The sequence below is a fragment of the Actinomadura kijaniata NBRC 14229 genome, assembly GCF_001552175.1.
GTDB lineage: Bacteria > Actinomycetota > Actinomycetes > Streptosporangiales > Streptosporangiaceae > Spirillospora > Spirillospora kijaniata.
The window spans coordinates 1-24,888 of sequence record NZ_BCQR01000055.1; the positions used below are offsets into that span (position 1 = coordinate 1).

At 72.8% G+C, this 24,888-nt stretch carries 31 protein-coding genes; 18 read left to right on the top strand and 13 right to left on the bottom strand.

Annotation, left to right across the window (positions count from 1 at the left end):
* A partial coding sequence (locus AKI01S_RS51750; RefSeq protein WP_439951674.1) for a hypothetical protein occupies positions 1-440 on the top strand: 440 nt, incomplete at its 5' end.
* Here the strand turns inward: AKI01S_RS51750 and AKI01S_RS18500 are convergent.
* Both AKI01S_RS18500 and AKI01S_RS18505 read right to left on the bottom strand, forming a co-directional pair.
* On the bottom strand, positions 427-1,209 hold the full coding sequence (locus tag AKI01S_RS18500) for an enoyl-CoA hydratase/isomerase family protein (protein WP_067818980.1): 783 nt from the start codon (positions 1,207-1,209) through the stop codon (positions 427-429). The genes AKI01S_RS51750 and AKI01S_RS18500 overlap by 14 nt on opposite strands.
* 74 nt (positions 1,210-1,283) lie before the next feature.
* On the bottom strand, positions 1,284-2,429 hold the full coding sequence (locus AKI01S_RS18505) for a serine hydrolase domain-containing protein (RefSeq protein ID WP_218009720.1): 1,146 nt from the start codon (positions 2,427-2,429) through the stop codon (positions 1,284-1,286).
* Positions 2,430-2,595: 166 nt separating this feature from the next.
* Here AKI01S_RS18505 and AKI01S_RS52845 point away from each other — a divergent pair, with 166 nt between their 5' ends.
* A complete protein-coding gene (locus tag AKI01S_RS52845) occupies positions 2,596-3,045 on the top strand; it encodes a helix-turn-helix domain-containing protein (protein WP_067818983.1) in 450 nt (149 codons plus the stop codon).
* Between the two features lie 39 nt (positions 3,046-3,084).
* Here the strand turns inward: AKI01S_RS52845 and AKI01S_RS18515 are convergent, their stop codons facing one another.
* The gene (locus tag AKI01S_RS18515) at positions 3,085-4,047 is read right to left on the bottom strand and encodes a hypothetical protein (protein ID WP_218009721.1); all 963 of its coding nucleotides are present in this window, start codon (positions 4,045-4,047) and stop codon (positions 3,085-3,087) included.
* Positions 4,048-4,768: 721 nt separating this feature from the next.
* Between AKI01S_RS18515 and AKI01S_RS18520 the strand changes: the two genes are divergently transcribed.
* On the top strand, positions 4,769-5,167 hold the full coding sequence (locus AKI01S_RS18520; RefSeq protein ID WP_157419927.1) for a hypothetical protein: 399 nt from the start codon (positions 4,769-4,771) through the stop codon (positions 5,165-5,167).
* Positions 5,168-5,291: 124 nt separating this feature from the next.
* On the top strand, positions 5,292-5,675 hold the full coding sequence (locus tag AKI01S_RS18525; RefSeq protein ID WP_067819124.1) for a VOC family protein: 384 nt from the start codon (positions 5,292-5,294) through the stop codon (positions 5,673-5,675).
* A 33-nt stretch (positions 5,676-5,708) separates the two neighbouring features.
* Here AKI01S_RS18525 and AKI01S_RS18530 read toward each other — a convergent pair whose 3' ends face one another.
* The 6 genes from AKI01S_RS18530 to AKI01S_RS18555 form a co-directional block, all read right to left on the bottom strand.
* On the bottom strand, positions 5,709-6,518 hold the full coding sequence (locus AKI01S_RS18530) for a DUF4241 domain-containing protein (protein ID WP_083999797.1): 810 nt from the start codon (positions 6,516-6,518) through the stop codon (positions 5,709-5,711).
* A 40-nt stretch (positions 6,519-6,558) separates the two neighbouring features.
* Positions 6,559-7,176, bottom strand: a complete 618-nt coding sequence (locus AKI01S_RS18535) for an SUKH-4 family immunity protein (protein WP_067818989.1) — start codon at positions 7,174-7,176, stop codon at positions 6,559-6,561.
* Positions 7,177-7,254: 78 nt separating this feature from the next.
* Positions 7,255-7,455, bottom strand: coding sequence for a DUF397 domain-containing protein (locus AKI01S_RS18540; RefSeq protein WP_439951675.1), 201 nt, complete (start codon positions 7,453-7,455; stop codon positions 7,255-7,257).
* Between the two features lie 75 nt (positions 7,456-7,530).
* On the bottom strand, positions 7,531-7,731 hold the full coding sequence (locus tag AKI01S_RS18545; protein WP_067818995.1) for a DUF397 domain-containing protein: 201 nt from the start codon (positions 7,729-7,731) through the stop codon (positions 7,531-7,533).
* A 1-nt stretch (position 7,732) separates the two neighbouring features.
* Positions 7,733-7,921 (bottom strand): DUF397 domain-containing protein, encoded by a 189-nt coding sequence (locus AKI01S_RS18550; protein ID WP_067818997.1) that lies wholly within the window; start codon positions 7,919-7,921, stop codon positions 7,733-7,735.
* On the bottom strand, positions 7,918-8,733 hold the full coding sequence (locus tag AKI01S_RS18555; RefSeq protein WP_067819000.1) for a helix-turn-helix domain-containing protein: 816 nt from the start codon (positions 8,731-8,733) through the stop codon (positions 7,918-7,920). Before AKI01S_RS18555 ends, AKI01S_RS18550 begins: the two co-directional genes overlap by 4 nt.
* A 113-nt stretch (positions 8,734-8,846) precedes the next feature.
* Here AKI01S_RS18555 and AKI01S_RS50660 point away from each other — a divergent pair, with 113 nt between their 5' ends.
* From AKI01S_RS50660 to AKI01S_RS18570, 6 genes are all read left to right on the top strand, one after another.
* Positions 8,847-9,161 carry a hypothetical protein gene (locus tag AKI01S_RS50660; RefSeq protein WP_157419928.1) on the top strand — a complete coding sequence of 105 codons (315 nt, stop codon included), beginning with the start codon at positions 8,847-8,849 and terminating at the stop codon, positions 9,159-9,161.
* The gene (locus AKI01S_RS50665; protein ID WP_157419929.1) at positions 9,158-9,358 is read left to right on the top strand and encodes a hypothetical protein; all 201 of its coding nucleotides are present in this window, start codon (positions 9,158-9,160) and stop codon (positions 9,356-9,358) included. The genes AKI01S_RS50660 and AKI01S_RS50665 overlap by 4 nt, the downstream gene beginning before the upstream one ends.
* Positions 9,358-9,531 (top strand): hypothetical protein, encoded by a 174-nt coding sequence (locus AKI01S_RS50670; RefSeq protein ID WP_157419930.1) that lies wholly within the window; start codon positions 9,358-9,360, stop codon positions 9,529-9,531. Before AKI01S_RS50665 ends, AKI01S_RS50670 begins: the two co-directional genes overlap by 1 nt.
* Positions 9,532-9,555: 24 nt before the next feature.
* Positions 9,556-10,284 (top strand): DUF1963 domain-containing protein, encoded by a 729-nt coding sequence (locus tag AKI01S_RS18560; RefSeq protein WP_067819003.1) that lies wholly within the window; start codon positions 9,556-9,558, stop codon positions 10,282-10,284.
* Positions 10,285-10,359: 75 nt separating this feature from the next.
* Positions 10,360-13,359, top strand: coding sequence for a DEAD/DEAH box helicase (locus AKI01S_RS18565; RefSeq protein WP_067819006.1), 3,000 nt, complete (start codon positions 10,360-10,362; stop codon positions 13,357-13,359).
* Complete coding sequence (locus AKI01S_RS18570) at positions 13,359-14,078, top strand: SWIM zinc finger family protein (protein ID WP_067819009.1); 720 nt, start codon at positions 13,359-13,361, stop codon at positions 14,076-14,078. The genes AKI01S_RS18565 and AKI01S_RS18570 overlap by 1 nt, the downstream gene beginning before the upstream one ends.
* 9 nt (positions 14,079-14,087) lie before the next feature.
* On the opposite strand, the gene AKI01S_RS18575 is transcribed toward AKI01S_RS18570, so the two are convergent.
* Positions 14,088-15,080 carry a zinc-dependent alcohol dehydrogenase family protein gene (locus AKI01S_RS18575; protein ID WP_067819012.1) on the bottom strand — a complete coding sequence of 331 codons (993 nt, stop codon included), beginning with the start codon at positions 15,078-15,080 and terminating at the stop codon, positions 14,088-14,090.
* A gap of 90 nt (positions 15,081-15,170) precedes the next feature.
* Here AKI01S_RS18575 and AKI01S_RS18580 point away from each other — a divergent pair, with 90 nt between their 5' ends.
* The 5 genes from AKI01S_RS18580 (at position 15,171) to AKI01S_RS18600 (ending at position 17,859) form a co-directional block, all read left to right on the top strand.
* Positions 15,171-15,512 carry an ArsR/SmtB family transcription factor gene (locus AKI01S_RS18580; protein ID WP_083999807.1) on the top strand — a complete coding sequence of 114 codons (342 nt, stop codon included), beginning with the start codon at positions 15,171-15,173 and terminating at the stop codon, positions 15,510-15,512.
* Positions 15,513-15,611: 99 nt separating this feature from the next.
* Positions 15,612-16,082 carry a carboxymuconolactone decarboxylase family protein gene (locus tag AKI01S_RS18585; RefSeq protein WP_067819018.1) on the top strand — a complete coding sequence of 157 codons (471 nt, stop codon included), beginning with the start codon at positions 15,612-15,614 and terminating at the stop codon, positions 16,080-16,082.
* A gap of 168 nt (positions 16,083-16,250) precedes the next feature.
* Positions 16,251-17,078: an NAD(P)H-binding protein gene (locus AKI01S_RS18590; protein ID WP_067819021.1), complete on the top strand. Its 828-nt coding sequence runs from the start codon at positions 16,251-16,253 to the stop codon at positions 17,076-17,078.
* Positions 17,078-17,623 (top strand): P-loop NTPase family protein, encoded by a 546-nt coding sequence (locus tag AKI01S_RS18595; protein WP_067819127.1) that lies wholly within the window; start codon positions 17,078-17,080, stop codon positions 17,621-17,623. The genes AKI01S_RS18590 and AKI01S_RS18595 overlap by 1 nt, the downstream gene beginning before the upstream one ends.
* Positions 17,593-17,859 (top strand): hypothetical protein, encoded by a 267-nt coding sequence (locus tag AKI01S_RS18600; RefSeq protein WP_067819025.1) that lies wholly within the window; start codon positions 17,593-17,595, stop codon positions 17,857-17,859. The genes AKI01S_RS18595 and AKI01S_RS18600 overlap by 31 nt, the downstream gene beginning before the upstream one ends.
* Position 17,860: 1 nt before the next feature.
* On the opposite strand, the gene AKI01S_RS18605 is transcribed toward AKI01S_RS18600, so the two are convergent.
* Complete coding sequence (locus tag AKI01S_RS18605; protein ID WP_067819028.1) at positions 17,861-18,703, bottom strand: M55 family metallopeptidase; 843 nt, start codon at positions 18,701-18,703, stop codon at positions 17,861-17,863.
* A gap of 160 nt (positions 18,704-18,863) precedes the next feature.
* On the opposite strand from AKI01S_RS18605, the gene AKI01S_RS18610 reads away from it, so the two are divergent.
* Positions 18,864-19,997: a lipase family protein gene (locus AKI01S_RS18610; protein WP_067819031.1), complete on the top strand. Its 1,134-nt coding sequence runs from the start codon at positions 18,864-18,866 to the stop codon at positions 19,995-19,997.
* Here the strand turns inward: AKI01S_RS18610 and AKI01S_RS18615 are convergent.
* Complete coding sequence (locus tag AKI01S_RS18615; protein ID WP_245681683.1) at positions 19,972-21,135, bottom strand: sensor histidine kinase; 1,164 nt, start codon at positions 21,133-21,135, stop codon at positions 19,972-19,974. The genes AKI01S_RS18610 and AKI01S_RS18615 overlap by 26 nt on opposite strands.
* 117 nt (positions 21,136-21,252) lie before the next feature.
* Between AKI01S_RS18615 and AKI01S_RS18620 the strand changes: the two genes are divergently transcribed.
* Both AKI01S_RS18620 and AKI01S_RS18625 read left to right on the top strand, forming a co-directional pair.
* Positions 21,253-21,492: a helix-turn-helix transcriptional regulator gene (locus AKI01S_RS18620; RefSeq protein ID WP_067819037.1), complete on the top strand. Its 240-nt coding sequence runs from the start codon at positions 21,253-21,255 to the stop codon at positions 21,490-21,492.
* Between the two features lie 11 nt (positions 21,493-21,503).
* Positions 21,504-22,112 carry an MFS transporter gene (locus AKI01S_RS18625; protein ID WP_157419931.1) on the top strand — a complete coding sequence of 203 codons (609 nt, stop codon included), beginning with the start codon at positions 21,504-21,506 and terminating at the stop codon, positions 22,110-22,112.
* 69 nt (positions 22,113-22,181) lie between these two features.
* On the opposite strand, the gene glgP is transcribed toward AKI01S_RS18625, so the two are convergent.
* Positions 22,182-24,773, bottom strand: a complete 2,592-nt coding sequence (gene glgP, locus AKI01S_RS18630; RefSeq protein WP_067819044.1) for an alpha-glucan family phosphorylase — start codon at positions 24,771-24,773, stop codon at positions 22,182-22,184.
* Positions 24,774-24,888: the final 115 nt, after the last annotated feature.

Genomic DNA, 24,888 nt, shown 5'->3' on the forward strand with positions numbered 1-24,888 from the left:
TGGTGGCGCTGCCCGCGCTGTGCGCGCTGCTGCCGCTGCCCACGGCGGTGGCCTGCGCCGGGTACTTCCTGGCCGCGTACGCGCGGGACGCGTGGCGGCGGATGCGGGCGCGGCTGTCGCGGGCCGGGCGGTTCGGCGCGCGGGTCGCGGCCGTGTCCGCCGTCCCGCTGGAGCTGCTGGTGCGGCTGGTGGTGCTGGCGGCGGCGGCCGGGGCCGGGTACTCGGTGCTGCTGGCGGCGCTGCTGGTCACCCCGGCGGCCGGGGACGCGGCGCTGCCGTTCGGGCTGCTGGCGGCCGGGGCGCTGGTCCTGCGCGGCCGCTACGGGACGAGCGGGCCGCCGCTGCGCCGGGTGGTCGTCCCGCTGCTGGCGGCGGCCCTGCTGGCGGCCGTGGTGGCCCTGCGCGTCCCGCCGGTGTGGTGGCCGGTCAGCGGCCCGTGAACGTGGCCTTGCCCGGCCCCTCCTCGATGAACGAGCGCATGCCGTTCTTCTGGTCCTCGGTGCCGAACAGCGCGGCGAACTGGACGCGCTCGATCTCCAGGCCCGTCGCCAGGTCCACCTCCAGGCCCGCGTCGATGGCCTGCTTGGCGGCGCGGATCGCGACGGCCGGTCCGCCCACGAACGTCCGCGCCCACCGCACGGCCTCGGCGTAGACGTCGGCGTCGGGCACGACCCGGTCGGCCAGGCCGATCGCCAGGGCCTCGTCGGCCGCCACGTGCCGCCCGGAGAAGACCAGGTCCTTGGCGCGGGCCGGGCCGACCAGCCGGGTGAGCCGCTGGGTGCCGCCCGCGCCGGGGATGATGCCGAGCTGGATCTCCGGCTGCCCGACCTTCGCGCCCTCGCCGACCACGCGGAAGTCGGCGGTCAGCGCGACCTCCAGGCCGCCGCCCAGCGCGTACCCGGTGATCGCGGCGATGACGGGCTTGGGGATCGCGGCCAGCGCCCGGGTGAACTCCTGCAACAGCTCGGAGGGGCCGCCGGACATCTCCGCGTAGGACATGGGGGCCATCTCCTTGATGTCCGCGCCCGCCGCGAACACCCTCTCCCCGCCGTACAGCACGACCGCGCCGACGGCGTCGTCCTCGGTGACCCGCCGGGCGGCGTCGATCAGCTCGCGCTGCACCTGCGCGTTCAGCGCGTTCATCTTCGGCCGGTCCAGCCGGATCGTCGCGACGCCGTCCTCGACCTCGACCCGCACGAACTCGCCCACAACACCCTCCAGATGTGATCTCCGCGGAACGACGCCACGAGCCTAAGGCGTGCCCGGACGGCGGCGACCGACGGCTATGGCGTTCCGTGGTTCGCGGTCGACCCGCGGACGCGGGCGGCGACCTCCAGCGTCAGGGGGCCCTCAAGGTCGGCGAGGTTCCAGGCTCCCTTGCGGCGGACCTGGTTGGTGGACCAGTAGACCATCGTGCCGTCGCGCAGGGACCGGGCGAACACGGCCATGGACCACCCGTTGCCGCCGTTGTGCCAGGCGATCCGCTCGGTTCCGTTGTCGACGATCGTCCAGCCGTACCCGTAGGCGGCCCCGTCACCGTCGGGGACGTGCGGCTTGAACAGCTTGCGCTTGGCGCTCTCGGACAGGACCCCGGTGCCGGTCAGCGCGCGGTGCCACCGGAACATGTCGCGCGGCGTGGACAGGAGACCGCCGTTGCCGCGCAGGTTCCAGTACGGGCCGTCCGCCGCCCACGGGTGGTCGTACGGGCGGCCCTTGCCGTTCCCCCTGTCGTCGTACTCCACGGCGACCTGGTGGGGCCGCCACCGGGGAAGCACGTAGCCGGTGCTCTTCATCCCCGCCGGGGCGAACAGGTGCTTCGCCAAGAACTGCTCGTAGCCGAGTCCGGAGGCCTTCTCGACGACGGCGGCGAGCACGCTGTAGCCCAGGTTGGAGTAGAAGTGCTCCGTGCCGGGGGCGGAGCGCAGCCTCGCCTTCATCGCGCCCTTGAGCATCGCGTCGCGGGACAGGACGGCGTAGTCGCCGCCCAGCACCTCGGGCAGCCCCGCCGTGTGCGTCAGCAGATGGTGCAGGGTGATGGCGCGCTTGTCCTCGGGCACCGGGCCGACGAACCTGCCGATCGGGTCGCCGACCCGCAGCCTGCCCATCATCTCCAGCTTCAGGATCGCCGCGGCAGTGAACTGCTTGGTGAGCGACATGACGTCGTACACGGTGTCGCAGCCCGCCGGGGTGCCGGCCGCGTGGTCGGCCAGGCCGAAGCCCTGGCAGTGCGCGAGCCGCGCGCCGCGCGCCGCGGCCACGGTGCCGCCCGTTCCGCGCGGCAGGGTGCGGCCGAGGTGGTCGGCGACCGAGCGGTCGACCGGGTCGGGCGCCGCGCTGAGCGCGGCCGGGGGGTCGTGGCGGGCCACGGCGCATCCGGCGAGCGCCAGCGGGACCGCCAGCGCCAGGACCGCGGAGCGGGACGGGTTCACGGGACCTCCGGGCAGGTGGTGGACGGGACAGGCCGAAGGCTCGCCGCCGCTTCGGGCCGCGATCAATGGGTCGGGGTGTGCGAACTCGTGCGAATCGCTGTACGGGCAGCTCAGCGTGGGGCACAGTGAAGCGATCAACGGCGGGAACGATCCTCGGGGTGAGACCGTGACCACACCATCGCCCGGCAAGGCCGACGACGGGGCCGCCTTCGTGGCGGAGCTGCGCCGGCTCAAGGCGTGGTCGGGACTGAGCTACCGGCGGCTGGAGCGCCGCGCGGCCGAGGCCGGTGAGTCGCTCCCCTACTCCACCGCCTCCACCATGCTCGGCCGCGAGAGCCTGCCCCGCGAGGAGCTGCTGGTCGCGTTCGTCAGGGCGTGCGGGCTCGACGGCGACGACGTGGACGCGTGGGTCGCCGCGCGCAGGCGGATCGCGGCCGGGGTGCCCGTTCCCGCCGCGACGCCGTCCCGGCGGGAACGCCGCGCCGGGCGGCGCGCGGCGCTGGTGGGCGCGGCGGCGGCGTTCGTCTTCGGGCTGACCGGCGGGGTCGCGTTCGCCATGGGCACCGGCGGCGAGGTCGACGTCGTCGAGGCCGGCCCGACCGCGCCGGGAAGATGAGCGCGCGCCCCGCCGGCCACTGCGCGGGCGTGGGCGGGGTCAGGCGGTGCAGTGCCGGTCCGTGTCGCGGCGTACGGTCGCGCCGGTGAACTCCTCGATGATGGCGATGTTCGCCGGAGCGTAGTTCTTCTCGGTGATCCGGTCGGCGTCGGGGCTGCCGAGCTTGCCGGTGTAGGGCGCGGACCTGTCCAGCCAGTAGGCCGTGCGCAGGAACTGGATCAGGACGAGCTCGCGCAGCCCGGACTCGTTCTTGATCTTGTTCCAGTAGGCGGGGTACCGGTCCTTGGCCACGCGCAGGTAGAGCAGCAGGTAACGGAGGTTGGTGGCCGCGATGTCCCGGGCGTTGCTCGCCCCGACGCCCTTGATGTACTCCTGCACCACGGTGACCGCGGGCAGCCCCGTCAGCCCGGCGTTCAGCTCCGCCAGCACGCCCTGCAACCGGTAACCGCCCTGCTGGCGGTCCCGCAGGTAGATGCGGTCCATGTCCTCGCTCAACCTGTCGTTGATCAGCGGGAGGATCTCGCGGCGGGGGAAGCCGCCGTGCAGCGGCACGTTCGTCGCCTGCCGCGAGGCGTTGATCCAGGCCGCGGTGCGCACGTCCCACGTGGTCCGGGACGGGTCCAGGTCCCACATGTGGGTCTCCTCGTGGATCGCCACCATCATCGACTCGGCGAAGGCCTCGAAGCTCCGGGTGTCCACGAACTGCTCCCAGTACCTGTCGCCCGCCTGGGCGATGGCCAGTTTCTCCCCGCTGGGCCAGCGCCGCCGGTACATCTCCTGCAGGGTCGGCATCCAGTTCGAGGGCCGGAAGCGTGCTTTGAGATCGCTGATGTCGGCCTTCGGATCGGAGGGTTCTCCGTAGCAGAAGGGTTCGGCGGCCGTGGTCGGGGCGATTTTGGCGGCCGGACCGCTCGACGCGGCCGAGGCGGCGGCCACGGGGCCGGGCACCAGCGTCAGGGCGACCGTGGCGGCCAGCAGGTTCAGACGGCGGGTACGTGTCACGGGGACCTCGCTTCGGCGGAGCCGTGTCGGCCGCGACATGATCCGATATGGCGCGACCCATGTCCGCTTCGGATGGTATTCGCGTCGCACTTCGCCGCTTTAAGTGATCACAATGAATAACGATCGAATAAACCCTGGAGGACCAGCTGGGCCCGCAATTCCAGGGAATCAAAAGCCTGAAAAATTGACCTCCCACCAGCCGGAGTGATCAGCGGGGCCGCGCACCCGCCGCAGACGGACCCGGATCCACTTCCGCCCGACCCCGTCGAGACTCACGCCGTCACGCACACACCGAGCACCCCCGCGCTCCCCGACGCGAACGACGGCCCGAGCAGGCCACGACTCCGCCTTCACCGGGGAGCGCCGTCCACGTTGGGCCAGGTCAGGGCGGCGTGAGCGCACCCCGCTCGGCACATGGCCCCCCGGATGGGCCGGAAAGTTCCCGTCTCCATGATCCAAGTTTTCATCATCTGAAAACCAAGATGATCTTGAAACTTCAATCTGCTGACCTGCGAGAACTCCCCGGAATCTAGGTCGAATGCGGGGTTTCGACCACCACAAAGCCCTCTCCGGGCCACCAATCCGAGCTTCCGGACGCGGCCGCCTGCTATCAATGATCAACACGCCATCTCGGGGACGTAACGCATCGGCCATCCACAGGTACGGACGGCGGATGCGGTCCCCCACGTTCTCAATCGGGGAGATCACCATGCGTGCGTTGATGACCACTCTCGCCCTCGGCACGGCGGTCACCGCCACCGTCGGCCTGGCCGCCCCCGCCCAGGCCGCGTCGGTCCGGAAGCTCTCCTGCACCAGCAGGGAGGGCGACGTGGGCACCCTGCGGCTGTACTACCAGGGGTCGCTCCGGACGATCACCAAGGTCACCTACCAGATGAAGCTGGCGCGCGGTGCCGCGACCAACAAGAACAACGCCAACTTCCGCGACAGCGGCATCGCGCCCGCCAAGACCTACGACAGCCCGGACACCCTGATCGCCGACAACCGCGAAAGGGGCCTGACCGGCGGCTACCGGCGCGGTTCCGGAGGTTTCGGGGTGAAGTTCATCTTCGACATCCGGGGCGACGACGACCACTACTGCACCCAGAGCGCCAGCTTCTGAGGCCGACGCCCTCACCGCTGAGCTGGGCCGAACGCTGGACCGGGGCTTCCCGGTCCAGCGTTTCGCATAGCGCGTGGACGTGGTCCGGTGGCGGGTCGCGCGATCCTCGGGCAGGGTGATCCGCATGGTCTCGGTGGTGCAGAACGTGGCGATCGACTGTTCGGATGCCTACGGGCTGGCTCGGTTCTGGAGCGAGGTGACCGGTTCTCCGCTGCACCCGCAGGACGGGCCGGGCGACCGGGAGGTTCGGGTGATGCTCCCGGAGGGACCGCTGCTGTACTTCAACCAGGTGCCGGAGCCGAAGACGGTCAAGAACCGGATCCACCTGTGCCTGCGTCCGGCGACCTCGCGCGAGGAGGAGGTCGAACGGCTGCTGGCCCTCGGAGCCACCCTGGTCGCTGATCGCCGGGAGCCCGACGGGACGGGCTGGGCCGTCCTCGCCGACCCCGAGGGCAACGAGTTCTGTGTCCTGCGCGGCGAGTCCGATCACGCCGCGACGTCCTCCTGAGGCCCGGCGCGCCCGGCGAACGGCGGGAAGCCCTCAGCCGCGGTGGTCGATCACGTGCAGGTCGGTGACGAAGGCGGTCGGGGAGCCGTCGGCCGCGCGCCCGATCCACGTCGGGTACTCGCCGTCGCCCCGGCCCGAGTGGTACGCGACGACGTTCGTTCGCGTCGCCGGGTCGCGGACGTCGATGACGTGGGCGTCGTCCAGGCGTTTAGTCAGAAGACCGTCGGGCTTGGCCAGGTTGCTCAGCGCCCGCCCCGCGGAGGCGTCGAGGAACGCGCCCGTCCCGGTGTCCACGCCGAAGCCGTAGTAGTGGTTCGGCTTGAGCTTGCCAGGGTCCCAGCCGGGCTGGAGGGCGAGTTCCCACCGGACCGCCGGGGCCGCGCGGATGGCGACCTTGACGGCCGCGACCATGGAGTGGGTCCTGCCCGCGGCGTCCCGGTGCCGGACCAGTGAGACCCACACGGGGTAGCGCCCCGGTGCCACGGTGACGGTGAAGGGTTTCTCGTAGCCGGGGTCGTCGCCCTGGACGAACGGGTCGCAGGCGACCAGCCTCCCGCTCGGCACGTCGAGCCTTCCGGCCTGACGGGTCTCGATGACGCCCGGCCTGCCCGCCGAGGTGACGGCCCTGCCGGATGTGAAGAGATCGTCGAAGCCCGCCGTCCGGAGCGGAGGCCGCTGGGGGCCGCTTCGCCCGTCCGAGGCCGGGGCGCGGTCCGGCCCGGCGAACGGGACGAGGACGACCGCCGCCAGGGCGAGCACGGCGGCGAAGGCCAGGAGTTCCCTGCGGCGTTCGGGACGGAGCCGGACGCCGATCCGTCGCCTGGCGTTGGACGCCCACTTCATCTGTGCTCCCGCGGCTTTCGTGGACGGCACCGGTCAACGATCAACCGTAGAGCGAGCGGGCTCCCGGGCTGTCGCCCTTGAAGCGCCGACCCGCCGCGATCTCGTCGCCGACCACCCACCAGACGGTCTCCTCGTCCCGGAAGGGGAGCGGGTCGACGCTGCTCGTCTCCCGGCGGATCCGCTCGACCTCGCGCTCCAGGCGTTCGAAGTCGGCTGCCTCGTCGCGCCCGTCGCCGCCGAAGGTGAACCCCTCCAGCAGGGATTGGAACCGGAAGGCGACCTGAACGAGGGAGGAGACGTCCGCGTGGAGTTCCCGCGCGCTCTCCTCGTCGGAGTCGAAGGCGTGCACCTTGCCGGAACGGGGGTCGAGCGCGAGGTGGGCGTTGAGCAGCCAGCCGATGACGGGCCATCCGCCCGCGCCCTCCGGGGCGTCCGCGAAGTCCTCCGCGTGGACGACGTCCTGGACGAGGGGCAGCCGACCGGAGTCCTCGTCGGGCTCACGCAACAGGAGCGTCCCGGTGGGGACGCCGACGGTCTCCAGGAGGCGGGCACCCTCGGTGTCCGCGGCGGAGGGCGGGAAGGCGGTGGCGGGGAGGACCGCGATCCGGTCCTCGCCGAAGATGTCGGCGAGCTCGCCACGGGTGACGTCGAAAAGCACTGTCGGAACTCCGAACTCTACGGCGGCGCGGCGCAGGGGTCGTGGGAACGATAACGACGCCACCCGCCCCACAAGCCGTCAGAGCTCAGCAGGCTCGTCCCGCTTGATCTTCCCGACGAGAGCCGCGAACCCCTCGCCGTCCAACTCCAGCCTGGGCCCATGGGGGTCCGTGCTGTCACGCACCCCAACCGCCGAGCCCAGGCCCGCCAGCTCAACGCAGTCGCCGACGGAACCGCCGCCCGCGCCCGAGTGGCTGCTCTTGCGCCAATGGACAGTCACGGTCATCCCCTTCCGTGTGCTCTGCGGCGACGCGGGGGCGTGGCGACGGTGACGACGCCACGCCCCCACAGGTCGTCAGGGCTCAGCAGGCTCGTTCCGCTTGATCTTCCCGATGAGGGCCGCGAACCCGTCGCCGTCCAACTCCAGCCTGGGCCCGTGGGGGTCTGTGCTGTCCCGCACACCAACCACCAACCCCAAGTCCGCCAGCTCAACGCAGTCGCCGCCCGTGCCGCCACCGGCTCCGGAGTGGCTGCTCTTGCGCCAATTGATCGTCATGTCAGACGCTCTTCTTGATCTTCTCAACGAGGGCCGCGAACCCCTCGCCCTTCAACTCCAGCCTGGGCCCGTGAGGGTCCCTGCTGTCCCTCACACCAACCGCCGAGCCCAAGCCCGCCAGCTCAACGCAGTCGCCGCTGGTGCCACCGCCGCCGCCAGAGTGGCTGCTCTTGCGCCAGTTGATCGTCACGTCAGACGCTCCAACTTCTGTGCAATGAGTTCCCGGGTCGCTTCTTCGGTCAGGGCCTTAGCTCCGATCCGGTCATACCGTAGCGATAGTTCCCTTACGTCTGGGGCGTCATGCACCAGTCTGCCCCCTAGTTGGGCCCATACATAGGCGACGTTCTCACCCTGCGCGGTAGTGATCAGCTCGAAAGAACCGTCTCCTCCCACGTGCACACTACTGACGTCAGGAATCACGCGAACGCTGATGCCGGGGCGGCTCGCCTGGACGAGCAGATCTTCAAGCTGTTCTCGCACCACCTGTTCCGGATAGCCAGGTGGAGTGAGGGCCCGTTCGTCGATCAGAGCCCACAGGGTCATCTGCGGCACCTGCTCCAGGAGTTGTTTGCGCCGCCCCATCCGACGCCGAACGGCATCGGGAATGTCGATGACCGTCCTTGACAGTTCGAGGATGACAGCCCCATAGCCTTCCGTCTGAAAGGGAACCGGCACCACCCCGTTCACATACACCTTGATGACGAGGGCCCCGTCCTCGAACTCCCAGAGCTGTTTCGCCCAGTCCGCGTCAAGCCCAAGTTTGACCGCAAATTTCCGAAGTGTCGCAAGCATGGTGCCCCACGCCTGATCGATGGCCTCTGCATGCAGACGCGTGATCTTCAGGCGTCCGGCCTCGTAGTTCGAAACCCTGGATTTATCCGCTTCGATGATCTTAGCGACGTCCGCCAGGGACAGCTTGCGCCGGTGGCGCTCTTTTCGCAGGTAGACCGCCATGAAGTGCCACAGTGAATCTTCCGGGTTCAGCATCTCCGCGACGCCCATTTGATCACCCTCCAGGGTTGTAAAGATGCGCGTACATCTCCCGCGAGCTGGCGTTGGCGGGGATTCTATGGCGCAGGACGCAAAACAGGGACCGATTCCCGAGGACTCGAACGATGTCGAAAGCAATCGCGGCACGCACCGAGCGCGACCGCCTGGAAGAACTCGCCGCTCATCTCCGGCCGTGGGCCGGTGATCTGGCCATGACGTTGTCGACCAGCAGTGACGGCGATGCCGAACTGGAACTGGTCAACAGGCGTTACCCGAAGATCAGTCGCACCGTGAAAGCCAGAATGTACGACGACGGCGAAGTCGTGATCTTCACGAAGTACTACGGCGTGGTCGTCGGGGACACGCTCCAGGAGAAGGCCGAGACGCTGGCGTGGGCGCTGGACGTCCGCAAGGGCCGCCGTGTCTGGGGACGGCCGTGAACGTCCCTCCGCGCCCCTCGCCCGCCGACTGGCTGGCTGCGTTGCGGCGGCAGTTCCCTCACCACGGGATCGTGTGCGACCCGCGAGGGTCGTGGCACGCGGTGTGGTGCGTGAACAAGTGGACCACCGTCGTTCACGCCCGCACGCCCCACGAGCTGCGGGACAAGCTGCTGAGCATGAGGGGCGGCCACCGCTGATGGACGTTCGGCCGGCCGACGAGGCCGTCCTTCGGTTGGCGATGGCGCTGGTGAAGGGGGCGTACGAGGAGGCCATGCGCACGCACGGCCTGCTGCCGGGCACGATCGCGCTGGTCAGCGCGCAGGCCGAACGCAACCTGGCGGTGCTCGACGACGCGGCCGACGGCTCATGAGCCTCTGTGGCAGTCTGTCGCGATATGCATGATCTTCTCCGGGAGGCCGCGTACGCGCGGGGCAACCCCGAACTGGCCGAGGCGGTGCTGTCGCTGGTGCGGCCCGCCGTCGCGCTGGAGGTCGGTGAGGGGACGTCGGTGTACGGCGGCCTGCCGCCGCTCCCCGCCGACGTCGAGTGGCCCGTGTACCGGGGCAGGGCGCTGACGCCGCTGGTCCGGCTGGACTGCGCGGCGCTCGCCCCGCTGTACGACGGGGACTGGCCGTTGCCGCGCGACGGGGTCCTGCTGTTCTTCTACGACGACGACTTCGGGTACCGCGAGGGCGAGACCGTGCCCGCCGACGACTATCCGGCCAGCGCCGGGTGCCGGGTGCTGCACGTGTCGGGCGACGACCCCGAACGCTCTGCGCCCGACGGCACGCTGGTGATCCCGCCGCTGCCCCTCCGCGCCCGGCCCGTGCCGTCGGTCCCCGGCTACGAGGAGCCCGCGCTCGGGCGGGCGTGGGGCGAACACCACCTCGACGTCATGTACATGTGCATGGCCCTGCGCGAGGTCCTGCCCGAGCCCCCGCACCTGCTGCTCGGCTGGTCCGGGAGCGGGGCGGCGCCCGGCCACGGCCGCCCGCTGCTCCAGGTCGCGGCCGAGGAGGGCACGGCGTGGGGCGAGGCCACCGCGATCGAGTTCCTGATCTCCGACGAGGATCTGGCGGCGGGCCGTCTCGACCGCGTCCGCTACGCCTTGGACGTGGCCTGAGACCCGCCCTCGCTGTCGGGGGGCGCTGGTAGGTTCGTTCCCCGGCCGCAGTCGGACGCTCGGGGGATCTCGCTCATGCTCGTCGCGCACGCCGCCTGGCACGGCGGCGCACTGTGCCTGTGGGCCGAACGGACCGGGAGCCGCGAGCCGGACCCGGACGTGCACCCGTTCGCGACGCGCGACTTCACCGGGACCTCCTACGAGCCGATGGTCAGGGGCGCGTTCCGGGTCGAGCTGGCGATGGCGCTGCCGACCGTGGGCGGGCTGCCGGTGCCGTCGCCGGAGCTGGACTCCACGCCGCACGACGAGCCGCCGCGCCTGCGGGAGTGGCGGGTTCCGGCGCTGGTGCTGGAGCCGTTCCCGGCGATGGCGCTGTTGCAGGCGGCCGAGCACAGCGGGGACGTGGTCTGCGGGACCGACCTGCGTTACCTGTGCCTGCTCGCCGAGGAGGCGGTGCACCTCGTCGAGCGCGGCCAGGTGCTCCCGGCGCTGCTGCGCGAGGACGGGGACCTGGTGGCGCGGTGGCGGCCGGTGTTCGACGACGGGGACCGGTTCGGGGACCTGGTGCGGGCGATGCCGTCGGCGTGCCGGGCCGCCGACGGGGGCCGCCCCGCCGCCGAGGTGCTGCGCGAGGCGCTGTCGGGTCTGGTGGACACGGCCGTGCGCGGGATCGTGCCGCATCCGCTGCTGCCGCCGCGCGCCGGGAGGGTCCCCGACCGGCTGCCGCTCGCCGAACGCTGGGTCGAGGCCCTGACCGGCCCGAACCCGGTCGTCGCCCGCGAGCCCCGCGACGACCCCGACGAGCTGATCGCCGAGCTGGACGCCTGGGCCGCCGCCGTCCGCCGCCCCTCCGGGCCGCTGCGGGTGTGCTTCCGGCTGGCCGAGCCGGGCGCGGACGAGCTGGACTACGGGCAGGGCGGGGAGAAGAGCGAGTCCTGGCGCGTGGAGTTCGCGTTGCAGGGCGTGGACGACCCGAGCCTGTACGTTCCCGCCGCGCTGGTGTGGGCGGGCGAGGCGACGTCGATCCCGAACGCGCGCGAGACCCTGCTGGAGGGCCTCGGCCGGGCGCTGCGGCTGTTCCCCGAGATGGCGCGGGCGCTCAACGGCGACACCCCGCACGAGCTGGTCCTCGACACCGCCGGGGCGTTCCGGTTCCTGCGGGAGTCGGCCCCGATGCTGGCGGCGGCGGGGTTCGGGGTGCTGCTGCCGACCTGGGCGGGCAGGGCGCGGCTCGGCATGAGGCTGACCACCCGCGACGACCCCGACGAGGGCGGCGGCGCGGCGGCCGGGTCGGGGTTCGACCTGTCGGGGCTGATGAGGTTCAAGTGGGACCTGGCGATCGGCGACGAGTCGATCGACGAGGACGAGCTGGCGGAGCTGGCCCGCCTCAAGACCCCGCTGGTGCGGCTGCGCGGCCAGTGGGTCGAGCTGGACGAGGAGCAGCTCGAAGCCGCGCTGGAGTTCCTGCGGCAGCCCCGCGCGGGCACGATGACCGCCGCCGAGGCGATCCGCGCGATCGTCAACGCGGGCGACGACACGCTGCCGCTGCTGGACGTGGACGCCGACGGCGCGTTCGGCGACCTGCTGTCCGGCCAGGCCGACCGCCGCCTCACCCCGATGACCACCCCCGAGGGCGTGGAGGCGACGCTCCGGCCCTACCAGGAACGCGGCCTGGCCTGGCTGCGCTTCATGAGCGACCTCGGGCTGGGCGGCCTGCTCGCCGACGACATGGGCCTGGGGAAAACCCTACAAACCCTGTCATTGCTGGCATATGAGCGCGAAGGCGGCAAGGCACCCAAGCCGACGCTGCTGATCGGGCCGATGTCGCTGGTCGGGAACTGGCAGCGGGAGGCCGCCAGGTTCACGCCCAAGCTGCGGGTCTACGTGCACCACGGGACCGGGCGGCACCGGGACGAGGACCTCGTCGCGGCCGTGGGGCGCGCCGACCTCGTGCTCACCACCTACGGGACCGCCGCGCGGGACGCCGCCGCGCTCGGCCGCGTCGAGTGGGAGCGGGTGGTGTGCGACGAGGCGCAGGCGCTCAAGAACGCCGGGACGCGCCAGGCCCGCGCCGTGCGGTCCATCCCGGCGCGCACCCGGATCGCGCTCACCGGCACGCCCGTCGAGAACCACCTCACCGAACTGTGGTCGATCATGGAGTTCGCCAATCCGGGGCTGCTGGGGCCGCGCGCGGCGTTCCGGGAGCGGTTCGCGGTGCCGATCGAGAAGGACGGGGACGAGCGGGCGGCGCTGGCCCTCAAGCGGGCGACGCAGCCGTTCATCCTGCGGCGGCTGAAGACCGACAGGTCGATCATCTCGGACCTGCCGGAGAAGCAGGAGATCAAGACCTACTGCAACCTGACGCCCGAGCAGGCGTCGCTGTACCGGGCGACCGTGGACGACATGCTCGCGCAGATCGCCGAGGCCGACGAGCGGCAGCGGCGCGGGCTGGTCCTGGCGACGATGGCCAAGCTCAAGCAGGTCTGCAACCATCCGGCGCAGCTGCTCAAGGACGGGTCGCGGCTGGCGGGGCGGTCGGGCAAGCTGGAGCGGCTGGAGGAGATCTGCGGGCAGGTCGTGGAGCAGGGCGAGAAGGCCCTGGTGTTCACGCAGTACGCGGAGTTCGGGTCGATGCTCCAGCCGTACCTGGCGTCCCGGCTGGAGCGGCCGGTGCTGTGGCTGCACGGCGGCACCTCCAAGCAGGCGCGCGACGACCTGGTGCAGCACTTCCAGAACGACCCCGAGCCGTCGGTGTTCCTGCTGTCGCTCAAGGCGGCCGGGACGGGCCTGACGCTGACCGCCGCCAACCACGTGGTGCATCTGGACCGCTGGTGGAACCCGGCCGTGGAGGACCAGGCGACCGACCGGGCGTTCCGGATCGGGCAGACCAGGAACGTGCAGGTCCGCAAGTTCATCTGCGTCGGCACCATGGAGGAGCGCATCGACGAGATGATCGAACGCAAGAAGGCCCTCGCCGACTCGATCGTGGGCACCGGCGAGGACTGGCTGACCGAGCTGTCGGTGGCCGAGCTGCGCGACGTGCTGTGGCTCGCGCCCGAGGCGGTGGCGGACTGATGAGCTGGTCGCGGCGGTTCCTGGCGGCGGTGGAGGCGTTCGCCGACCCGGTGCGGATGGCGCGGGGACGGGTGTTCGCCGAGGCCGAGCGGGTGGACCGGCTGAAGGTCGCGCCGCACGAGGTGACGGCGCGGGTGGCGGGGCTGGGCGGGGAGGCGTTCGACGTCGCGCTCGGCGTCGACGCGATCGACCCGGCGGACTGGCGGCGCGTCGAGGCTGCGCTGGCGGCGCATCCGGTGCTGCGGGCGCGGCTGCTGGCGGGGGAGCTGCCGCCGGAGGTCGCCGACGTGTTCGCCGAGGCCGGGACGTCGCTGTTCCCCGCCGCGCCGCACATGATGTGCGGCTGCGACGACTGGGGGACGCCGTGCGACCACGGCGCGGCGGTGCTGTACGCGCTGGCGCGGGCGTTCGACGAGGACCCGTTCCTGGTGCTGGCCTGGAACGGCCGCACCCGCGAGGACCTGCTGACGGCGCTGCGGCGCGCCCCGGCCGCCGCCGAGGAGGACACGCCGGACGAGCCGCTGACGGCCGAGGGGTTCTGGGCGCGGCCGTCCGGGCTGGCCCGGCTGCGCGAGCGGCGTCCCGCTCCCCCGGTCCCGCCCGGGTTCGTGCTCCAGGTCGCCGCGCCGCCGCCGGTCAGGGTGCGGCGGCGCGACCTGGCCGACGCCCTGCTGCCCGCCTACGAGGCGCTGGCCTCGGCCGCGCCCGAGCCGGAGTGAGCGCGCCGGTCACACGGTGACGACGATCTTGCCGATCTGGGTGCCGGACTCCAGGTGCCGGTGCGCCTCCACGATCTCGGTGAGGTCGAAGGTGCGGTCCACCGCGGCCCGGAACGCGCCCGACCGCAGCCCGGAGGCCACGAACGCCGCCGCGCGCCGCAGCCGGTCGGGCCGGGTCGTGGTCTCCAGCATGGTGTAGGTGCGCATGTTGAGCGCGGGCATGCCGAGGTCGAACGCCGGGTAGGGCGTCGGCTCGCCGCTCAGCAGGCCGTACTCCAGCAGCGTGCCCTCGTCGGCGACGACGCGGGCCAGCTCCCGCACGCCGGGCCCGGCGACGGCGTCGAAGACCAGCTCCGCGCCGCGACCGCCGGTGGCGGACAGGACGCGGTCGGCCACGTCCTCGGACTCGGTGACGATCACCTCGGCGGCGCCCGCCGCCAGCAGCGCGTCCCGCTTGGCGGCGGTGCGGGTGAGGGCGATGGGCGTGGCCCCGATGCGGTCGGCGACGCGGATGGCGGCCAGCCCGACACTGCTGGAGGCGGCGTTCAGCACGACGGTGTCGGCGGGCCGCAGGCCGCCGACCTCGACCAGCGCGCCGTAGGCGGTCACGTAGGGCGTCCACACGGCCGCGCCCTCGACCGCGCCGAGCCCCTCGGGGCGGGGCAGCACGGCCGAGGCGGGGACGATGGCGCGTTCGGCGTAGACGCCGTAGTCGTTCGGCGAGAACGTCTGCACGACGCTGACCGGCTGGTCCGGGCGCACGGCGGTCACGCCGTCGCCGACCGCCTCGACCACCCCGGCGGCCTCGATGCCCAGCCGCGCGGGGAACTTGCGCACCGGCTCGATGTAGACCCCGGCGCGGAACAGCGCCTCGGCGCGGTTCACGCCGATCGCCTCCACCCGGATCCGCACCTCGCCCGGCCCCGGCTCGCCGACCGGGACGTCCTCCAGCCGCATCACCTCGGGGCCGCCGAGCTCGTGGAACAGCACCGTCCTGGCCATCGCCTCGTCCTTTCTCGGGGAGTGGGGCCCCACTCAAGCACTTAAGTTCGATCACTGTCAAACTTCGATGGCTGTCGTACCATGGACGGCATGAGCACCGACGCCGAACGCGCACCGCACCACCCGGACCCGAGGACCGTCACGCTCCAGCAGGTGCTGGAGGCCCTGGTCGACCCGGTGCGGCGCGGCATCGTGACGCGGCTGTACGCCTCGTCCGCCGACATCAGGTGCGGCGGGTTCGACCTGTCGGTGAGCAAGTCGACGGCCACCCACCACTTCCGGGTCCTGCGCGAGGCGGGGCTGATCCGGCAGTACTACGCCGGGACGTCGCGGATGAACGCCCTGCGCCGCGAGGAGTTCGGGCAGGCGTTCCCGGGCCTGCTGGAGGCGATCGTGACCGCCGACCGCGCCGCCGACCGCGCCACCGTCTGAGACCCGCCGGGGCCGGGCGCGGGTGAACCATCGGCCGTTACCTTCCGCCGGGCCGCCGCGTCGTTGAGGTGTCCCCACCACAACGGCAAGGAGATCGCCATGGACGCCCGTTTCCCCTACTACGCCACCCCCGTCGCGACCAGGTACATGAAGCACCTCGCCTCGGCGGGCAAGGTCATCGCCGACTCCGCCCTGCCGACCGCGACGCAGAACCTGGTGGCGATCCGCGCCAGCCAGATCAACGGCTGCGGTTTCTGCACCGACGCGCACACCAAGGACGCCGCGCACGCCGGGGAGACCTCGGTGCGCGTCAACCTGGTCGCGGCCTGGCGGGAGGCCACCGTCTTCACCGACGCCGAGCGCGCCGCGCTGGAGCTGGCCGAGCAGGGCACCCGCATCGCCGACGCCGGCGGCGTCACCGACGAGGCCTGGGCCGACGCCGCCGAGCACCACGACGAGGACCAGCTCGCCGCCCTGGTGTCCCTGATCGCCCTCATCAACACCTGGAACCGCATGAACGTCATCATCCGGCAGCCCGCCGGCGACTACCGGCCCGGCCAGTGGGGGTGACGCGCATGCCGCCCGCCCGGACCGGGCGCGGAGTCCGGCAAAATGATCAATAGGATGCCGGTTCCGCCGCGGAGACCGTCCCCGTCCGCGGTCCCTCCGCCTCGCCCCCGGTAGCGGCGCCGACCGGCACCCCGACGGCGGGCCCGTCCGCGAACTGTAGGAGGAACGATGTTCCTGGTCACCGGTGCGACCGGCAACGTGGGCGCGGAGCTGGTCCGCGCGCTGCTCGCGACGGGCGCGCCGGTGCGCGCGCTGGTCCGCGGGCCGGACGCGCCGGTGCCCGGCGGCGCCCGGCCCGTGCTCGGCGACCTCGACGACCCCGGCACCCTGGCCGGGGCGTTCGAGGGCGTCGAGGGCGTGTTCCTCCTGCCGGGCCGCGCGGACATGGCCGGGCTGCTGGCCGGGGCCCGGGACGCGGGCGTGCGGCGGGTGGTGCTGGTGTCGGGAGGGTCGGCCGCGCTGGCGGACATGAGCAACCCGATCTCCCGCTCCATGACGCTGTCGGAGCGGGCCGTGCGCGACTCGGGGCTGGCCTGGACGTTCCTGCGCCCGCGCGCGTTCATGTCGAACGCGCTGCGCTGGGCGCCGCAGCTCCGCGCGGGCGACACGGTGCGCGTGCCGTTCCCGGACGCGCCGGCGGCCTGCGTCGACCCCCGGGACGTCGCGGCCGTCGCCGCGCGGGCGCTTCTCGACCGCGCCCACCGGGGCCACGTCTACGAACTGACCGGCCCGCAGCCGCTGCGGCCCTGCGACCAGGTCGCCGTCCTGGCCGAGGTGCTCGGCCGTGACCTGCGCTGCGTGGGGCTGACGGACGAGCGGTCGCGCGTCGAGATGGAGCGGACCATGCCCGCCGATTACGTCGAGGCCATCTTCCGCTTCCACCGCGACGGCACCCTCGACGAGTCCCGCGTCCGCCCGGACGTCCAGGAGGTCACCGGCCGCCCGCCCCGCGACTTCCGGCAGTGGGCCACGGCCCACGCCGACGCCTTCCGCTGATGCGCCGGGTACTGGTCGCCGGGATCTCCGGCGCGGGCAAGAGCACCCTCGCCGACCGCCTGGCCGAACACCTGGACCTGCCCCGCCACGAGCTGGACGCGATGCACCACGGGCCCGGCTGGACGCCGCGCCCGGAGTTCGTGGACGAGGTGCGGGCGTTCGCGGCGACGGACCGCTGGATCTGCGAGGACCAGTACCACGGCAAGCTCGGCGACCTGCTGTGGGAGCGCGCCGACACCGTGATCTGGCTGGACCTGCCACGGCGCACGGTGATGTTCCGGGTGCTGCGGCGGTCGTTCGGCCGGGCGCTGTTCCGCCGCGAGCTGTGGAACGGCAACCGCGAGCGCTGGCGCGACTGGGCCGACCCCGACCATCCGGTCCGCTGGGCCTGGTCGCAGTACGACCGCAAGCGCGCCAAGACGGCCGAGCGCATCGCCCGGCACCCCGGCGTCCGGGTCGTCCACCTCCGGACGGCCCGCCGGACACGCCGCCTGGACTGGCTGGAGGAGGGCGAATGGTCGAGTGCTTCCACGTCCTCGTCCTGACCGGGACGCCCGGCGTCGTACGGGGACGCTGCCGGGAGACGTTCCGGGCCGGGGAGGCGTTCACGGTCGCCCGCGACGCGGACGGCGATCACCCGGTGTCGCTCACCGTGCGGGAGATCCGCGTGTACGGCCGCCCGGTCGACGAGCTCACCCCGGTGGTCACCGCCGAACCGGTGCTGACCGGCCGGGGCGCGGAGCGCCTGGCGGTGGGGACGCTCCTGTGCCGGGCGGCCTGAGTCATCCGTAGTGCCGTCCGGTGCAGCCCACATCCCCAGCGATCAACGCCAGCACGCCGAGCAACCCGACGATGTCGGTGTAGTCGTCGGAGGTGAACGCCGTGGAACGCGGCCCCGTGGCCGTCACCCCGGGGATCACCGCGCAAGACCGGGCGATCGCCGTCGAACTCCACTCCACCTCCAGGGTGTAGGGCGGGTCCACGTCCAGACGCCGCCAGCCGGAGGGGTCCCGGAGGGACCGCAGCGCCTCCTCGTAGATCATCCGCTGGGCGCGGGGCGGCGGGACCAGCGCCGCCGCGTAGCGGTCGCGGCCCTCCTTCACCGCCACGGCGGGCACCGCGCCGAGCGCCTCGCGCGCCTCGGCGCACGCCGCCGCGTCGCCGGTGACCAGCCCGACCGGGACGCCCAGCGTCCCGGCGTAGGCCGCCATCAGGCGGATCTCCCCGGCCGCCGCGCCGTTCAGCCGCACGTCGTGGATCTCCCGGCCCATCCACGTGTGGTTGAGCACGCCGAGCGGCACGCCCGCGCGGGCGTGGTAGCCGACGTACAGGGCCACGTCGAAGGAGGCGTCCAGGCCCTCCCCCATGTGCATCGGCTGGTGGGTGCCGCGCACGAGCGTGCAGCGCTCGTCGATGAGGTCGGCGCGCAGGTTCCGGCCCCGGCCGTGGGAGTCGGCGACCACGACCTCTGCGGCCCCGGCGTCGAACGCCGCGCGCACGGCGGCGTTCGCGTCGGCGGTCATCAGCTCGCAGCCGCGCTCGTAGCCGCGTCCCGGCGCGCGCATCTCCTCGGGATCGGTGAGCCCCGAGACCCCTTCCATGTCCACCGACACAAAGACCCTCATGTCCCCCATGTTCCTCCATGGAGGGCGCGGCGCTTCCGGGTGCCCCGGCGGTAGTGGCCCGCGAGCGGAGAGGACCCGGGGGAGGCGAGGCCCGTTCCGGCCAGGGGGCTGGCCGGGGCGCGGGGGCGGGGTTAGGGTTTCGGCGATCTTGGAGGTCGTCTTGCGTCGAACGGTCGCCCTCGGCTCCGCCCTCGTGGTCCTCTCCGCGCCGGTCTCCCCCGCCCGGGCCGCCCCCGCCCGGAGCGCCGGGAGCGTGGTGTCGGTGACGCCCCTCCCGGCGGGGCTGTGGCTGCCGGGCACCGGGAGCGCGCACCGCGTCGTCTACCGCACCACCGGGCCCACCGGGAGACCCGCGCTCAGCAGCGGGGCCGTGTTCGTCCCCCGGGGGACGCCGCCCGAAGGCGGGTGGCCCGTGGTGTCGTGGACGCACGGGACGGTGGGGCTCGGCGACGCCTGCGCCCCCTCCACGGCCGGGCGGTCACAGCGGGACGTCACCTACCTGACCCGGTGGATGTCCGAGGGGTACGCGATCGTCTCGACCGACTACGCGGGGCTCGGCACGCCCGGCGTCCACCCGTACCTGGACGGCCGGAGCGCCGCCCACTCCGCCGTCGACATGGTGCGGGCCGCGCGCGGCGTGGACCGCTCGCTCGCCGCCCGGTGGGTCGCGGTCGGGCAGTCGCAGGGCGGGCACGCGGCGCTGTTCACCGCCGTGGTCGCCCCCCGGTACGCCCCCGACCTGGACTTCCGGGGCGCGGTCGCCACCGGGCCGCCGTCCAACCTCGAAGGGATCGTCTCCCTGGCCGGGCCCCACATCCCCGACCTGCCCCTGGCCGACCTGACCGCCTACACCGCCTACATCCTGGCGGGCCTGCGGGCGGCCCGGCCCGCGTTCGACGTCGGCCGGTACCTCACGCCGCTCGGCCGGCGGGTCGTCGCCGACGCCGAACGGCTCTGCTACGCCGACATGGTCACCCGCACCCGGGGCGTCTCGATCGGGAGCATGCTGCGGCGGCCGCTGTTCGACGCCGCCTTCTTCGGGCAGCTCAGGAGCGTGACCGAGGTGCCGCTGACCGGGTACCGGCGGCCGTTCTTCGTCGCGCAGGGCGTCAACGACACCACCGTGCCGATCCCGCTGACCCTCAAGCTGGCCGGCGACCTGAAGGCCCGCCGCCAGCCGGTGACGTTCCGGGCCTACCCGGGGGCCGACCACAGCGGGACGATGGCCGCGTCCCTGCCCGACACGACCGCGTTCGTGAAGCGGCTGTTCAGCTCAGCGGCAGCCGGGCGCTGACCCGGAACCCGCCGCCGGGCCCCGGACCGGCGGACAGCTCGCCGCCCAGCGCCTCGGCGCGTTCCCGCATGCCCCGGACGCCGTTGCCCGAGCCGGGCGACGCGCCGTCGCGGGGCGGGCCCGGGTCGTCGATCTCCACGCGGACCGCGTCGCCGGCGTACCGGACCCGGACCGTCGCCTCGGTCGCGGCCGAGTGGCGGGTCACGTTCGTCAGCGACTCCTGCACGATCCGGTAGGCCGCCAGGTCCACCTCGGCGGGCACCGGGCGCGCCGCGCCCTCGGTGACGGCGCGCACGGTCAGCCCGGCGGCCGACGCGCCGGAGGTCAGCTCGGCCAGCCGGGCCAGGCCCGCCGCCGGGGCGTCCTCGTCGACCTGGCGCAGCACTCCCAGGGTGGCGCGCAGCTCCCGCAGGGTGTCCTTGCTGGTCGCCTTGATGGCCGTCAGCGCGGACTCGGCCCTCGACGGGTCGCGGCGCAGGCCGTGCAGCGCGGCGGCGGCCTGCACGTTGATCAGCGAGATGTTGTGGCCGAGCACGTCGTGCAGGTCGCGGGCGATGCGCAGCCGCTCCTCGGTGGCGCGGCGGCGGGCCTCCTCCTCGCGGGTGCGCACCGCCTCGGCGAGTCGGCGCTCGTACTCGCGCAGGTAGGCGCGGCGGTTGTGGGCGACGCCGCCGACCGCGACCACCGCCACGAACCATCCCGCCATCAGGTACAGGCCCGAGTTCCGCAGGTGGTTGATGCCGCTGGTGACCTCGCCGTAGGCCATCACGCCCAGCGCCGCCGCGCCGAACAGGGCGGCGGCCGCCGTCCTGCCCTCGGCGGCGACGGTGTAGAGCGCGACGATGAACGCCAGCAGGATCGGCCCGTCCGGCTCGGTCATCGGGTAGTACGCCGCGCACGCCAGGCCCACGACCACCGCGACGGTGACCGGGCGGCGCCGCCGCCAGTACAGCGCGCCGCAGGCGATCACGGTCAGGGTCCATCCGGAGCCCGGGACGCGCTCGTACGCGCTCTGCCAGCTCCGTCCCTCCAGGAAGAGCAGGACATAGGTCGCCGACAGGGCGAACAGGCCCAGCGCCAGCGCGGCGTCGGCGCGGCCGCCGCGCATGGTTCGGGACAGGACGGACCAGAGGGGCACGCCCTCATCCTGCCAGCCGCACCGATCCTCCTACTTGTGCGATCAGATGTAGTAGACCTACTATCAATCACAACAGAGATGCGCCGGTTCGTAGAACCGGGACTACGAGGGGATGGGATGCCCACCGACAAGGAGCACGTCCACAACCGCATCGCGGTGCTGCGCGCCGAACGCGGCGTGTCCCGCCGCGACCTGGCCACCGCCCTCGGCGTCCACTACCAGACCATCGGCTACCTGGAGCGGGGCGAGTACAGCCCCAGCCTCCACCTGGCGCTGCGCATCGCCGCCTACTTCGAGGTGCCGGTCGAGGTGGTCTTCTCGCTCACGCCGTTCCCCCGCCTCGGCAGCACGACCTGAAAGGCCCGTTCATGAAAGGCACGACCATGGAGCCCACCTCCCGCAAGCAGAAGGCCGAAGCGCTGCGCGAGGAGTCCAGGCGCCGCGCCGCCGAGCGGCAGCAGCGCCGCGACGAGATCATCCGGGCCACGATCGACCAGGAGGTGGCCCCACGCTGGGCGAGCCGGGCGGGCCGCCGCCGGCTGGTCGGCCTGGCCGCCGGGCTGCTGGCCCTGCCGTGGGCGGCGGTCGTGGTCTGCTGGTACCTCGCGCCCAGCGACACCGCCATGTGGGCCACGTTCGCGCTGTGCCTCGCCGCCGCGCTGGGCTTCACGCTGATCGCCAACCCGCTGATGAAGGTCACCCGGGGCGTGGCCGGGGCGCCCGACCGCCTGCTGGACGAGCGTCAGATCACCGAGCGGCTGCGGGCCCAGGCCCTGGCCCACCGCGCCACGCTGGCGCTCCTGGTCGCCGCGTCGATCCTGGTGAGCACGGCGGTGCCCGACGAGGGGAACGTCGCGACCCTCCCCAGCGCCGTGTTCGCGGTGTTCGCCATCGCCCTGCTCGCCACGGTCGCGGCGCTGCCGATGCTGATCGCCGCCTGGCGGATGCCCGACCCGCTCCCCGACGACGAGGACTGACCCGTTCCGCCGTGGCCCGGCGGGCGGCCGGTGAGGCCGCCCGCCGGGCCACGGCGCGTGTCCGGTCGGTCAGCGCAGGTTGCCGTTGGTCATCCCGTGCGGTGCGGGCGGCAGCGTGACCAGCCCCATCTCGGCGGGACCGGCCAGCATCGCGTGGCGCGGCACGACGCGGACGCTGTAGCCGAACGCGCCGCTGCGCGCCAGCGGCACCTCGCCCACGTACCGCAGCCGCCCCTCCTCCACCGGCTCGCCGCCGGACAGCTCCAGGTAGGAGGGGTCGATCAGCGCGTCGGTGTCGTCGACCCGGCCGTAGGCCACCTCCACCGCCACGTCCGACGGGTCCAGGCCGCCGAGGTCCACCACCACGCGGACCGGCAGGCTCGTCCCCACGTGCGGGCTGGCCTCGCCGGTGGACTCCACGTGCTCGACGGCCACCGTCGGCCACGCCTTGACGATCCGCTGCTTCCACGCCGCCAGCGAGCGCGCCCCCGCGTGGTCGTCGGCGGCCATCGCCCGGCCCGACCGCGCCGCCGGGACGTAGTACCGCTGCACGTAGTCCCGCAGCATCCGGCTGGCCAGCACCTTCGGCCCGAGCGTGGCGATGGTGTGCTTGACCATCTCCAGCCAGCGGCGCGGCAAACCCGAGGCGTCGCGGTCGTAGAACATCACCGACACGTGGTCGGCGACCAGCTCGTACAGCGCGGCCGACTCCAGCGCGTCGCGGCGGTCGGGCCCGGCCAGGCCGTCGGCGGACGGGATCGCCCAGCCGTTCTGGCCGTCGTACCACTCGTCCCACCAGCCGTCGCGGATCGACAGGTTCAGGCCGCCGTTGAGGGCGGCCTTCATGCCGGAGGTGCCGCACGCCTCCAGCGGGCGCAGCGGGTTGTTCAGCCACACGTCGCAGCCCTGCACCAAGGCCTGGCCGAGCGCCATGTCGTAGTCGGGCAGGAACACGATGCGGTGCCGCACGTCCTCGGAGTCGGCGAACCGGACGATGTCCTGGATCAGCCGCTTGCCGCCCTCGTCGGCCGGGTGCGCCTTGCCCGCGATGACGATCTGCACGGGCCGCTCGGGGTCCAGCAGCAGCGCGCGCAGCCGCTCGGGGTCGTGCATCATCAGCGTCAGCCGCTTGTAGGACGGCACCCGCCGCGCGAACCCGATGGTCAGCACGTCGGGGTCGAGCGCGTCGTCGATCCAGGAGATCTCCGCCTCGCTCGCGCCCCGGTGCTTCCACGACTCGCGCAGCCGCCGCCGGGCCTCCTCGACCAGCCGGGCGCGCAGCAGGCGGCGGATCCGCCAGATCTCCTGCCCGGGGACGCGCCGGACGCCCTCCCAGCCCTCGCCGTGCAGCAACGACGGGACCTCGCGGGCCGCCAGGTCGAGGATCTCGCGGGCCACCCACGTCCCGGCGTGGACGCCGTTGGTGACCGACCCGACCGGCACCTCGGCGGTGTCGAACCCGCCCCACAGGCCGCCGAACATCTCCCGGCTGACCTGGCCGTGCAGCGTGGACACGCCGTTGACGCGCTGCGCCAGCCGCATCCCCATGACGGCCATGTTGAACACGGCCGGGTCGCCCTCGGGATAGGTCTCGGCCCCCAGCTCCAGGATGCGTTCGGCGGGGACCTCGGGCTCCTCGTTGGCGCCGCCGAAGTACTTGCGGACCAGCTCGCGCGGGAACCGGTCGATGCCCGCCGGGACGGGCGTGTGCGTGGTGAACACCGTCCCGGCGCGGGTGGCCTCCAGGGCCTCGTCGAAGCTGAGGCCGTGCTCGGAGACCAGCTCGCGGATGCGTTCCAGGCCGAGGTACCCGGCGTGGCCCTCGTTGGTGTGGAAGACCTCCGGCGCGGGGTGCCCGGTGATGCGGCAGTAGGCCCGGATCGCCCGCACGCCGCCGATGCCCAGCAGCATCTCCTGGAGCAGCCGGTGGTCGCCGCCGCCCCCGTAGAGCCGGTCGGTGATGTCGCGGCCGGCCTGGTCGTTCTCCTCGACGTCGGAGTCCAGCAGGAGCTGCGGGACGCGGCCCACCCGCGCCAGCCACACGTGGGCGTGCAGGTCGTGGCCCTGCGGCAGCCCGATCCGGACCCGCACCGGGGTGCCGTCGGTCTCGCGCAGCAGGGTCAGCGGCAGGCCGTTGGGATCGATCGGCGGGTAACGCTCCAGCTGCCAGCCGTCCGGCGACAGCGACTGGGAGAAGTACCCGTGCCGGTACAGCAGGCCCACCCCGATGATGGGCACGCCCAGGTCGCTGGCGGTCTTGAGATGGTCGCCCGCGAGGATGCCCAGGCCGCCGGAGTACTGCGGCAGCGCCGCGGTGATGCCGTACTCGGGCGAGAAGTAGGCGATGGCCTTCGGGGCGTCGTCGAGGGTCTGGTACCAGCGGTCGGCGGTCAGATACTCACGCAGGTCCTCGGCCGTGTCGTTCAGCTGGCGCAGGAAGCGCCGGTCGGCGGCGAGGCGTTGCAGCCGCGCCGGTCCGACCTCCCCCAGCAGCCGGACCGGGTCGTGCCGGACGGTCTCCCACAGCGCGGGGTCCACCGACCGGAACAGGTCGAGTGTCTCGTGGTGCCATGACCAGCGGAGATTCAGGATCAGCTCTTCCAGCGGAAGAAGAGGTTCCGGAAGGACGGTACGTACGGTGAATCGCCTGATTGCCTTCACGCAGCGCCACGCTAGGCGCTCGATCCGTTCATCGCACCGGGTACCACGCGAAAATCACCACCTCGATCCGCACTTCCCACCCGAGGTAGCAGACATGTAACGCAAAGTAACTTCT